General features: G+C 35.8%; 11 protein-coding genes. All 11 read right to left on the bottom strand.

What is annotated here, in order from left to right:
- Positions 1–74: 74 nt before the first annotated feature.
- The gene (locus ACS127_RS12265) at positions 75–1,445 is read right to left on the bottom strand and encodes a DUF342 domain-containing protein (protein ID WP_440895332.1); all 1,371 of its coding nucleotides are present in this window, start codon (positions 1,443–1,445) and stop codon (positions 75–77) included.
- Between the two features lie 176 nt (positions 1,446–1,621).
- Positions 1,622–2,380, bottom strand: a complete 759-nt coding sequence (locus ACS127_RS12260; RefSeq protein WP_440895331.1) for a FliA/WhiG family RNA polymerase sigma factor — start codon at positions 2,378–2,380, stop codon at positions 1,622–1,624.
- Between the two features lie 65 nt (positions 2,381–2,445).
- Positions 2,446–2,946 (bottom strand): chemotaxis protein CheD, encoded by a 501-nt coding sequence (locus tag ACS127_RS12255; RefSeq protein WP_440895330.1) that lies wholly within the window; start codon positions 2,944–2,946, stop codon positions 2,446–2,448.
- Positions 2,943–3,578: a chemotaxis protein CheC gene (locus ACS127_RS12250; protein WP_440895329.1), complete on the bottom strand. Its 636-nt coding sequence runs from the start codon at positions 3,576–3,578 to the stop codon at positions 2,943–2,945. The genes ACS127_RS12255 and ACS127_RS12250 overlap by 4 nt, the downstream gene beginning before the upstream one ends.
- 2 nt (positions 3,579–3,580) lie before the next feature.
- Positions 3,581–4,060, bottom strand: a complete 480-nt coding sequence (locus tag ACS127_RS12245; RefSeq protein ID WP_440895328.1) for a chemotaxis protein CheW — start codon at positions 4,058–4,060, stop codon at positions 3,581–3,583.
- 16 nt (positions 4,061–4,076) lie between these two features.
- Entirely contained in the window at positions 4,077–6,089 is a 2,013-nt protein-coding gene (locus ACS127_RS12240) for a chemotaxis protein CheW (RefSeq protein ID WP_440895327.1), read from the bottom strand.
- A 1-nt stretch (position 6,090) separates the two neighbouring features.
- Positions 6,091–7,167, bottom strand: a complete 1,077-nt coding sequence (locus ACS127_RS12235; protein WP_440895326.1) for a protein-glutamate methylesterase/protein-glutamine glutaminase — start codon at positions 7,165–7,167, stop codon at positions 6,091–6,093.
- 650 nt (positions 7,168–7,817) lie between these two features.
- Positions 7,818–8,690, bottom strand: coding sequence for a MinD/ParA family protein (locus ACS127_RS12230; protein ID WP_440895325.1), 873 nt, complete (start codon positions 8,688–8,690; stop codon positions 7,818–7,820).
- On the bottom strand, positions 8,677–9,810 hold the full coding sequence (gene flhF / locus ACS127_RS12225) for a flagellar biosynthesis protein FlhF (protein ID WP_440895324.1): 1,134 nt from the start codon (positions 9,808–9,810) through the stop codon (positions 8,677–8,679). The genes ACS127_RS12230 and flhF overlap by 14 nt, the downstream gene beginning before the upstream one ends.
- The gene (gene flhA, locus ACS127_RS12220; RefSeq protein WP_440898130.1) at positions 9,807–11,840 is read right to left on the bottom strand and encodes a flagellar biosynthesis protein FlhA; all 2,034 of its coding nucleotides are present in this window, start codon (positions 11,838–11,840) and stop codon (positions 9,807–9,809) included. Before flhA ends, flhF begins: the two co-directional genes overlap by 4 nt.
- Before the next feature lie 132 nt (positions 11,841–11,972).
- Positions 11,973–13,055, bottom strand: a complete 1,083-nt coding sequence (gene flhB / locus ACS127_RS12215; protein WP_440895323.1) for a flagellar biosynthesis protein FlhB — start codon at positions 13,053–13,055, stop codon at positions 11,973–11,975.

The following is a 13,055-nucleotide window of genomic DNA, read 5'->3' as shown; positions in this document are numbered from 1 at the left end:
CTTTAAGAGGATGTTCAAAAAGTTCAGTGTAAATGATCCATCAAGTTTTACTTTCCCTTTTGAACACACACATTTTAAAGAGATTTTATTTCAATTTCCCCTTCTTCTATATACACCTGAGTATATTTATAAATCGTATCGGTTGTCTTTTGATACTTACCAAAACGAAGGTCTACATTAGGATAAATCGCCTTTTTTACAATTAATCGCGCTTTGTTTTCATCACCAATTTGTACTTTAAGTGATTCGATTTGTTCCTCAATCTTAGCCAGTTTGCCTTTAGTAACTTGCATTGTATTTTTTTGTTTTAAAAGTAAAATTCGCTCTTTTGATGATAAACCATGACTTGTTTTCGCTTTTCTTTCGAGGTTGTCGCCAAGTTTTTTGAGTTTATTGATTTCATTTAGCAATGTTTTCTTGGCTACATTGAGCTGACTTTCCTGTTGAAACTGCTCTTGGTCTACTCCAATTGATATTTCTGTTTTCGTATCCATTTTATTACCGACTTCATTAGCTTGAATGGTAACTCCAGCTGAGCAAACACCACCAATAATACTACCTGAATGGCAATAGATGTGCTCTTTAGCAACACAATGGCTATGCATAATTGAATTTTGCACAATAATATTATTTTCTGCTTCTACTTTAGCTTGGTTAATATAACCGATCTTTACATCACCGCCAGCATCAATGGTGCCTTTTTTTAAACCAGCAATTCCTTCTGTTATTGTGACATTTCCAGCTGCTTTGATAAAACCAGCTTCAACCAGACCATAAATATGAATATCTCCCTCAGCCTCAACTCGATATCCCGCTGGAACATTACCACGAATAATAACAGAACCAACAAAATTTATATTCCCTGTTTTCATTGATAAATCTTCATTAATTTCATATGTATCGTGCACATTTATTTGCTGACCCGTTACGCTCAGTTTTCCGACTACGGTTGCATAAAAAGTATTTTCCTCTTTATTAAAAATAACATTTTTACCAGCTTTCATTTTGACGGGTCTAGCTTTTTTAAAAGGTCGTTTCTTACCGAAAACAGTGTAGCCAGCTTTCCCTTGAATCGGATCTGTGATGACGGCGATTTTTTCATGCTCTTCTAAGGAAGGAATTCTTTTAATATCACGAAAATCACGCTTTTCATCTATATTAAAATAATCATCCCGATCACAAACAAAATCAATTGTTCCATCAATTCCATGTTCTGGTTCTTCACCTTGAGCAATTTTAATTGGAAATAATGCTGGCTCAAATTCGTCCGTTATTTTTTTTATGGATTCTTCATTTAGACCAAAGATCACTTTCTTACTTTTAAGCCAATCTTTAATATCTTGTTCAGTAATATCGCCCACATTATAGTCTTCAATTAATTGAATGGATGCGGCCATTTGATCTTCAGATATAAGCATTATAAAATGATCATTCAAATCTAACATCATTCATTCTCCCTTTTTTGGTGGAAGTCAATTAAAATCAACAAAAATTTAGTCTCCCAACCCATTAATTAATCATTGAACTAGATTTATACGATAGTCACTGCTCTCATCACTAAAATAATGACGCTCAGTCTTACCGAAAAAACTAAGCTTAACTGGATGAGAAATAAACTATTTTAGGATAAAGCCTCTTTTAACTTAAATATAGCCTGTTTATGAATTTGGGAAATTCGTGATGTGGTTAAAGACAAAACCTGCCCGATCTCCGTAAATGTTAATTCTTCGTGATAGAATAAACTAATCACCAATTGTTCATTTTTATTTAATTGTTTGATCGAATCTGCTAATTCTAAATAATTTTCTTCCTGTAAAAGGTGGTCTTCTGGTGATAATTGCTGATTATCGATAATTTTATAACCGATTCCTTCTTTATGGTCTTCTGAATCATCACCAGTCTTTTGTTCAATCGATAAAAGATTTGCAAATAAAACATCTTTATAACTGGTTTCTACTTCATCAGTAGCCATGTTTAAATAATCAGCAATTTCTGTCGATGATGGTTTTCTTTGTAACTTTTGGGTTAATTCGCTTGATGCTTGATCTACTTTTTTCGCTTTTTCTCTTGTCGATCTAGGAAGCCAGTCCTCTTTTCTTAGTCCATCCATAATTGCACCGCGAATTCGAAAAGAAGCATAAGTATCAAATTTCAACTCTCGTTCGTATTCAAATTTTTGCAAAGCATCATATAAACCAAACAAACCCAAACTTCTGATCTCATCACGCTGGATATTTCTTGGCAAATGACTGGAAATACGCTGAGTATGGTAATCAACTAGATATAAATAATGTTCAACGAGTTGATTGGTTGCTTGCGCGCTTCCTTTTTCCTTCCAGTTTTCCCAAAGTTGATCGATAGATGTTTCTTGATCAATCATTCCAATCGCCTCGCTTTCATCATCATTCGATCACTAATTTATTTCTTTGAAAATATGGAAATTGATTATATTTCCTTTGCTCCTTGACTCACAGTCCGAATGTGGAGAATTGATGTCTCTGGTGAAAATTCAATCGTCCGGCCACTACTTCCGTAGATATCTTCAGAAATAATGGGGATACGATACTCGTCAAGCACCCCTTTGACTGCTTCTACGTTTCTTTCCCCAACACGCAACATGTCATTTTTAGAACTAAAGGAAAACATTTGTGCCCCTCCAGCAATCTTTGCTTTTAGAGCAAATTTTCTTGCCCCTTGATTTAACAGTGTATCTATTAAAGTTGGAATAACGGTATCCGCATATTTATGTTGATTGAAATCGGTCTTCTTTGCTGATTGAGAGTCTGGTAACATGACATGTGCTAAACCAGCAATTTTTATTGTTGCATCATATACAACGACACCTACACATGAACCTAAACCTGAGGTCCGTATCGTATCTGGAGCTTTAACAAATTTTAAATCAGCAATCCCTACTTTTATAGCTTTACTTTCAATGACTTTCACTGGTCTGACACACCTAATTTATTAAATATTTTTGAAAATGAATCTGGATCTGGTAATAAAAAGAAATGACCTTTGATTTGTTGCTTGTTCTCACTATGATTATCAATAATTGTTTCAATGATAATGGCATAATCACTAACCTGTGAGAGTTCCATTAAACCCTCGGCTAATATGGCTCCTGCCATGTCAATAGTTAAGATCGGCACCGATGGCTGTAATGAAAGTTCAATAAAGTCTGATAATGCTGATAGATAGGAACCTGCTAAAATATTCCCTGCCTCCTGTAATGCAGAAAGTGCCATTTCATCATGAGGTGGTTCTGAAACTGAGAAGTTAGCCTGGCCTGTCATTTGTTTAACAAAATTACTCGCTTCTTCAGGTGACAAAACAAAGAACATATTACCTGGAGTATCGCCTTCTATACGTAAGAAAACAGCAGCAATTAATGTTTCAGGTCCACCGACTAAATCCATCATTTCATTATAATCTACGACACGGACGGCTGGTATTTTCATATCGATTTTATGACCTAAAAGCATGGAAAGTGAAGTCGCTGCATTCCCTGATCCGATATTACCGACTTCTTTCAAAACATCCAACTGTCCCTCTGTTAAAGAATCAAAAATAGACATGCTCACACCAGCTTTTCTTGACGATCAACTGTATTTTCTAATATATCTTTAGATAGAATTTCATCGATATTCAGTAAAATAAGTAATCGGTCACCATACTTAGCCACGCCATCAATATAATCAATATGAATTGATCCAACAACCTCTGGCGCTGGTTCTATAGCATTTTTAGGAATATCAATCACATCATATGCAGCATCAACTATTAAACCCACATCCATATTTTTATGTTGAATAATAATGGTTCGAGTATGCTCAGTGTATTCCTTTTCATCAAAGTCAAAACGTGCTCTCAGATCAATTAAAGGTGTAACCACGCCCCGGAGATTTAGAACGCCTTTGATAAAATCAGGGGTCCCAGGAATTCTTGTCATATCCATCATCCGTTCAATCGAACCAACTAGACTAACCGGCATTGCATATTCTTCATTATTTAATTGAAATACAATTGACTTCATATTATCTGTTGCCATCTCTACCAATGAGATTACCTCCCTACTATTTTATGAGTGCATTAGTATCTACGATCAATGAAATTTGTCCATCACCAAGTATAGTAGCTCCCGATATAGCGAATATATCTGTTAAGTAATTACCTAGTGATTTTAACACGACCTCTTGTTGACCAATGAATGAATCAACAATCAACCCAGACATTTTGTCTCCTTGTCGAATAATCACAATAGAGTAATAATCCTCTTCCCTTTCTTCCCCTGGAACATTAAACACTTGTTTCAATGAAACGAGTGGGACAACCTTTCCTCTAAAGTCTATTACTTGTTTATTATGGGCTGACATAATTTCTTTTTTATGTACAATAGCCGTTTCAATAATAGAGGATAATGGAATAGCATATGTTTCCTCTTGAACCTCTGTCAACATAACTGAAATAATCGACAAAGTTAATGGTAATTTAATCAAGAAAGTTGATCCCTCATGTAAGGTAGAGTCAATTGAGATAGACCCCCCTAGCGATTCTATCGTATTCTTAACCACATCTAAGCCTACGCCTCGACCTGAAATATCAGAAATCTTATCTGCAGTTGAGAACCCGCTTTCCATAATTAATTGATAGGCTTGTTGATCTGTGAAACTATTTGCTTGTTCTTTTGTCGTTAAACCCTTTGAGACAGCTTTATTAATGATCTTATCTCGATTAATACCTGCACCATCATCTGATATCTCAATAAACACATGGTTCCCACTATGGTAAGCACTTAATTTTAAAGTTCCTTTTTCATTTTTCCCATTTGCCTTACGAACCTCTGGTGTTTCAATCCCATGATCCAAGGCGTTACGAATTAAATGCACAAGTGGATCACCAATTTCGTCAATAACCGTCCGATCAAGTTCTGTTTCTGCACCAACAATTTGTAAATCTACGTTTTTATTTAACTCTTTAGTCAGCTGACGTACCATTCTTGGAAAGCGATTAAAAACTTGGTCAATAGGTACCATACGCATATTTAAGATAATATTTTGTAAGTCTCCTGAAATGCGCGTCACACGTTCGACTGTTTCTTGAAGATCTGTATTACCTAGCGTATCAGCAATTTGCTCAAGTCTACCTCTATCAGTCACTAACTCTTCAAATAAATTCATCAGTGCATCTAAACGATCAATGTTAACCCGGATTGTTTTGCTGGTGATCTGCTGTTTCGATTTAGTCTTTTCTCCATTGGTTTCTTCCGCCACATCGTTTTCTTCTTCTGAATCAGATTGAGACTCAACTTCACCCTCGCCAATATTTTGCTCAATATCTAATTCGGTGACAGTTACCTTTTCAATCTCAGAAACTTTCATAACTTTTTGTTCGACAGCATCCGTTGTATCTTGTGTGACTAAAATAACAGTAAAATCAAATTCAAAGTTTTCATCTTCTAACTCAGTTACGGTTGGGGTTGATTTAATCACTTCACCAATCTGTTCAAAAATTTCAAAAATCATATAAACGCGAGCTGCTTTTAAAAGGCAGCTTTCTTGCAATTGAACGGTCACTTGATAATTCTTGAAACCTTTTTCTTTCGATTGTTGTAAAACCGTTAATTCAAATTGATCTAGTTCAGCTTGAATATTACCTGATTCACTGGTTGATGACTCCGACTGACTTGAAGCATTCGAAGGACTCTGCTTACCATTTCCAATTGCATTAAGTTTGTTAATCAATGCTGTCACATCATTTTTTCCTTCACCACCATCAATGATATCAATGATCATTGATTCCAATGCATCAACTGCATTAAAAATAATATCAACAATATCAGCATTTAAGGTTAACTTGTGGTTTCGAACGGCATCGAGAACATTTTCCATATTATGAGTTAAATCAGCTAAGTCTTGATAACCCATTGTAGCGGACATTCCCTTTAGTGTATGGGCCGATCTGAAAATTTCATTAACAATTTCAATATTTTCAGGGTTTTTCTCTAATTCTAATAAATGATCATTTAAAGATTGAATATGTTCTTTACTTTCCTCGATAAAAACATCAAGGTATTCATTTACTTCCATCTTATTCACCTCTGATTTTCAATTGATTTACAATCGCATCTGCAATATCTGGTAATTTAACAACAAAATCAACTAAATTTGTTTTTTCAGCAGCTTTAGGCATACCGTAAACAATACATGTTTCCTCAGCCTCAGACACAATGATTGTATTTTGCTTTTTCTTTTTCATTTCAATTAAACCATTTGCACCGTCAGCACCCATTCCAGTCATTATTACGGCTAATAATTGATGCCTTGGGAGTTCTGCCAAAGATTCAAATAAGACATCAACAGATGGTTGGTGGCCATTTCTATTTTCTTCTTTTAAAACCTTTGCTTGTAAGCCTTTAGTTGTTTCAATGACTTTAAATTGATAACCGCCTGGTGCAATATAAGCTGTACCATTTTTCAACCATTCACCATCTTTTACTTCACAAACAGAGACATGGGATAATTGGTCTAAGCGTTTAGCTAAAGATTCTGTAAAACCAGCAGGCATATGCTGAACAATGACAATCGGAGCGGGTATGTTCTCAGGTAGTCTTGTGACAACCTGCTGAAGCGCTCGTGGACCACCTGTTGAGGTTCCAATCCCAATAATATAGTGCTTGTCTTTCTTTAGACCTGTTGCTATTTTACCATGTACTGATTTGACGTATTCCCGGTCTGCTGACCCTTTAATGAGATCAACTTTAGCCTTGGTTGCTTGTAGGACCTTACTTATAATTTCGGCTTCTTTCTCCTTAATGTTTAGTGATATAGAACCAGAAGGTTTCGCGATAAAGTCAACTGCACCTAGTTCCATTGACTCAAGTGTTTTATCTGCCCCTTCTTGAGTTAAGCTAGAAAGCATGATCACAGGTCGCGGCTTATCTTTCATAATTTTTGCTAGAGTTGTTAACCCATCCATTTCTGGCATTTCGATATCTAATGTAATGACATCAGGTTTCAAATCATCAATTTTCTTTAAAGCATCAATACCGTTCCGAGCTGTGCCAACTACATTAATTCGAAAATGTGATGCTAATATATTTGTAATCATTTTCCTCATAAAGGCAGAATCATCAACCACTAGTACTTTAATCTTCTCCACACTCATCTACCTTTCTGCGCTAAAATGAACCTTCAATCAGTGGTGTTTTGTTAAATAAACCATTCGGGCTTTTACTGGCTGTTGATCCCTTACTTGGCTTACCTAGTTCTTCACTTATTCTTAAAGAGGATCATTCTCGATTCCTCTTTAACTAAGGAGCTTACAGCCAGTTAATCTGCGATAAAGTGAATCTCCTATCAGTGGGGGCTTGCCACTGATTGGTAGATGAACCATTCGGGCTTTTACTGGCTGTTGATCCCTTACTTGGCCTACCTAGTTCTTCGCTTATTCTTAAAGAGGATCATTCTCGATTCCTCTTTAACTAAGGAGCTTACAGCCAGTTAATCTGCGATAAAGTGAATCTCCTATCAGTGGGGGCTTGCCACTGATTGGTAGATGAACCATTCGGGCTTTTACTGGCTGTTGATCCCTTACTTGGCCTACCTAGTTCTTCGCTTATTCTTAAAGAGGATCATTCTCGATTCCTCTTTAACTAAGGAGCTTACAGCCAGTTAATCTGCGATAAAGTGAATCTCCTATCAGTGGGGGCTTGCCACTGATTGGTAGATGAACCATTCGGGCTTTTACTGGCTGTTGATCCCTTACTTGGCCTACCTAGTTCTTCGCTTATTCTTAAAGAGGGAGCTTACAGCCAGTTAATCTGCGATAAATCTTTTCAGTTTAGTAATAAATGATGACGGAGCTTTTTTATCAAGGTTTATGGTATCTGTTAAGTATTGTGTTACGATTTGATCAATAGCTCTAGATGCTTGAGCTTGTGGATCATATAGAGTAAAAGGAACTTGAGAAATGACAGCTTTCGGTACCTTTTTGTCATAGGGCAAAACACCTAAGGCTGTGATTGACTTTGATAAAAAATGTTCCGATACTTTTTGAAGTCTTTCAATGACTTGCTTGCCTTCTTTAATTGAATCTGCACGATTGATCAGTAAATAAAACGGAAGCAATGGATTCTTTTGATAAATATGCTTGATCATGGCGTATCCATCCATCATTGCTGTTGGTTCTGGGGTTGTAACAACAATACATTCGTCAGTAGCAAGTATGTAGGATAAACTATCATCTGTTGCCCCAGCACCCATATCAAAAAAAATATAATCATATTCACACGTAATCTCACTAAATTGAGCTAGAAAATAATTAAGCATTGCATCATTCATACTAAATACTTTAGCAAGTCCTGATCCAGCTGCAATATATGAAATAGAATTTGGACCTGCTTCTATAATATCATGAATTGATAAATCATTCTCGTACATTTGGACAATTGAATATTTTGCTTGTAAACCTAGTAAAATATCAATATTTCCCATTCCTATATCTAAATCGATAATTAAAACTGACTTTTTGTGTTCACTTAGTTTTAAGGCAAAATTCAGTGTAAAATTGGATTTACCAACGCCACCCTTACCACTAACTACAGCAATGGTCTTAGCTTGCTGTTCTCTATTATTCATTCTTTTCATTGTTCGACGAAGACTTGCTGCTTGATCATTAAACATGGTCATCATTCGGCTTCATTAATAAATTAGCTAACAAAGTTGGCCTAGCTTCGCTAATATCATCTGGTACATTTTGACCATGTGTTAAATAACCAATCCCAATTTGTTGTCTATAGACTAAATTTAAAGCCGCTCCATAAGAAGCTGTTTCATCAGATTTAGTGAAAATCAGTTTCTTTAATGGAATAGCCTTAAATTGATTGAAAAGTGTTGTTAAATCTCGGGCTTTCGTTGTTAAAGATAAAACCAAGTAAGTTTCAATTTCATGTTCAAGATCAACCACTTTACCTAATTCCGCAATGTATTTTGGGTCACGGAAATTACGTCCAGCAGTATCAACAAAAACAAGATCATATTCTTGAAATTTCAAACGGGCTTTTTGATAATCTTCCATTGTATAAGCAATTTCTAATGGAATATCTAATATATTTGAATATGTTTTTAATTGTTCGATTGCCGCAATTCGATACGTATCTGTTGTGATTAAAGCAACTTTTTTATTATCTTTAATCATACTATTTGCAGCCAATTTAGCAATTGTTGTTGTTTTACCAACGCCTGTTGGACCCACAAGATGAATAAATTTTTTCTGATAATCAAATGCCCCACAATTAAATTCAGTAAAAAGCTCAATTAAATATTTTTCTACCGCTTGTTTAGCCTCTTCCAAAGTTAAATCTTGTTGATTTCCTTGTTCAAGAACATTAGCGATCACTTGATCAGCTAACTTATCCTCAACTTCATGGGAGATTAGTAACTCTTTAATCGATTGAAAAGCGACTGGGAAGCTTTGCTCTGTGTCATCTGATGTTTTCTCCATCCACTTTCTTAATGATCTTAACTCTTCTAGAACAATTTGTTGTTGTTTATCTGATTCTTGTTCAATCATTTTTGGCTTAAATTGACTAGTTGGTTTTGACCGTTTCTTTTTCTCAATTGGGTTTGATTTAGTCGTTTGTGGTTCAATTGCTGCAACAACTTCAATATTTCTTTTTTTAAATAGGCCTAAAAAGCCACCTGTATAAATCTCTTTTGAGCTTAAAATAACAGCTTCCTCACCAAACTCAGTCCTCACCTTATCGAGCGCTTCTGGCATACTAGGTGCAATATACTTTTTTACTTTCATCCTGCTTTCACCACCCCAATACTTTGAACATCAAGATCTGGTTCTAATTCATTATAAGATAAAACAACCACATCTGGAAAGAAGCGATCTAGCAATTGTTTCATATACATTCGAATGGTTGGTGAACATAAAATAATTGGAATCTCTTCTTGCAATGACACATTATCTATTTTTTCAGTTACTGAACCAATAATTTTCTGCTGACTTTCTGGATCTAATGCTAAATAGTTACCATGCTCGGTTTGTTGCACATGATCAGCAATCATTTGCTCTACTTCACCAGAAACCGTAATAACTCGCAATGACCTTGAATCAGCCGTGTATTGTTTAGTAATTTGTGATGCCAATGATTGTCTTGCATACTCACCTAATAATTCTGGATCATTCGTCATTTTCCCAAAATCAGCTAACGTTTCAAAAATGACTGGTAAATTACGAATCGATACTTGTTCGCGTAATAACTTAGATAATACCTTTTGGATATCACCAACACTCAATGGTTCTGGTGTCACTTCGTCCACTAAGATAGGATAGGACTCTTTTAGATGGTCAATCAACTGTTTGGTTTCTTGACGACCCAGTAATAAGTGAGCATGTTTTTTGATCACTTCTGTTATATGTGTCGAGACAACTGAAGGAGGGTCAACAACAGTGTATCCAGACAATTCTGCTTCATCTTTAATATCTTCACTAATCCACTTGGCAGGTAAGCCAAAAGCAGGTTCAGTTGTTTCAATACCTTCGAGATCATCTTGATCCATCCCAGGTGTCATAGCTAAATAATGGTCCAACATTAATTCACCATTCGCTACTTCGTTCCCTTTAATTTTTAACTGGTAGGCATTCGGTGCTAATTGAATATTATCACGTATTCGAACAACAGGAATAACAACGCCTAATTCAATCGCTAACTGTCTACGGATCATGACAATCCGATCCATCAGGTCACCACCCTGACTTGTATCAACAAGTGGAATCAATGAATAGCCAAATTCAAATTCGATCGGATCCATACTAATAAGGTCAACAACATGTTCCTGTGATTCCATTTGTTTAGTTGCTTCCTCGTCCTCGACCATTGCTTGGTCAACCACTGGTTCTTGCACAGGTCTGTCGAGCAGGAAGGCTCCGACAAATAAAATAATAGCAATAGCTGTTGTTAACCAGAAGTTAATTGGCGTTAAGCCTAACAGAAATATCGTCCCACTAGCTATGTATAGTAACTTAGGAAATTGCAATAATTGTGTGGTAACATCACTGCTTAGGTTATCTTCTGAAGCAGCTCTTGTTACAATAATACCAGTTGCCGTCGAAATCAATAGGGCTGGGATTTGTGTTACAAGGCCATCCCCGACTGTTAAATTCATGTACGTCGAAATCGCCTCATTAAAGTCCATCCCCATTTGAAGCATACCAATGATGATACCAAAAACAATATTAATGATCACAATAATGATACTGGCAATCGCATCCCCTTTAATAAACTTACTAGCCCCATCCATTGCACCATAAAAATCAGCTTCTCGTTCAATTTTACTTCTTCGTTCCTTTGCCTGTTGCTCATTGATTAATCCAGCATTTAAATCAGCATCAATACTCATTTGTTTACCAGGCATTGCATCTAAAGTAAATCGAGCACCAACTTCTGATACCCGCTCACTACCTTTAGTAATAACTAAAAACTGCACAATAACTAAAATAACAAAGACAACAAAACCGACCAAAGGATTACTCCCGATAACAAAAGTTCCGAATGTATCAATTACATTACCTGCATCAGCTTCAGCTAAAACAGAACGTGTTGTTGAGACATTTAAGCCTAGACGAAACAGCGTTATAACTAATAATAATGAAGGTAAAACTGAAAATTGCAGGGGTTCAGTTGCATTCATCGCAACCAATATGACAATAAGAGATAAAGAGATGTTCATTAAAATAAGAATACTTAATAACCATCCAGGTAAAGGAATAATTAGCATGATGATGATAATTATCACAAATAATAAGACTGAAAAATCTTTTACTTTCAACATTTTACTCTCTCCTCACAAGCTGTTTTAGTGCGTGTCCAAAAAGAAGATGAAAAAGATCGTACCAATAATGAGTCGAAGATCTTCTATTTTCGAGTTGTCATTTTCGCCAAACTTTTTGAACATCCTAAATTATGCTTTTTGATCAACCTGATAAACATAAGCTAAAACTTCTGCTACAGCTTGATAAAACGATTCATCTATTGTCTGTCCAATTTCAATATCAGCATATAATGCTCTTGCTAAAGGACGATTTTCGACAATCATCACTTGACTTTTTTGTGCAATTTCGCGAATTTTTAATGCAACGTAATCTGCACCTTTAGCAACAACATAGGGGGCATCAGCTTCTGATTCATCATATTTTATCGCAACGGCATAATGAGTTGGGTTTGTAATGACTACATCTGCATCAGGTATTTCACTCATCATACGGCGCATCGCCATTTGCCGTTGATTTTCTTTAATCTTCGACTTAATTAACGGGTCACCTTCGATATTTTTATACTCATCTTTAATATCGTTCTTTGACATTCGAATATTTTTTTCATAATCAAAGCGTTGATAAGCATAGTCCAATACCCCTAACACTAATAAGGCTATGGCAGCAGAAAGTCCCATTCTCGTCGTTGTAGAGCCAAAAAAACTTAGGGAACTATCTAAATCAGATTGTGCTTGCATCATAATATCATCTTTGCTTCCCCATAACACAGAAAAAGTAACAGCACCAACAATAGAAATTTTTAATAAAGATTTAATGAGTTCAACAATCGCCCGAACTGAAAAGATCCGCTTTGCCCCTGAAATAGGATTGAGCTTGTCTAATTTCATTTGTAAGGGCTCAGATGTAAATAAAAAACCAATTTGCAGGAGATTAGAAGCGATCCCTGCTACAATAGCCACCCCCATAACTGGGGCAACTGTAACGGCAATATAGAATATAATATCTAAGAAAATCAAATGTATTTGATCAGGGGTTAGATTCCATGTCACATACTCAGTAAAAACATGCGTATAAAGATTCGTAAATCTCTCTTGCCAAAAAGGACCAATAGCGATAAAAGTGATAAACATAAAAAAGAGTAATATAGCTGTATTAACATCCTGACTTTTAGCCACTTGTCCTTTTTTTCTAGTATCTTCACGTTTTTTTGGTGTAGCCTTCTCAGTCTTTTCTCCTGAAAAAAACTGAAGATCTAACGTTAACCACGCCAT

This window comes from Amphibacillus sp. Q70 (genome assembly GCF_052055485.1).
Lineage (GTDB): Bacteria > Bacillota > Bacilli > Bacillales > Amphibacillaceae > Amphibacillus.
Note: the sequence above shows the minus strand (reverse complement) of the source record. Positions and strands in the feature narration are given on the sequence as shown.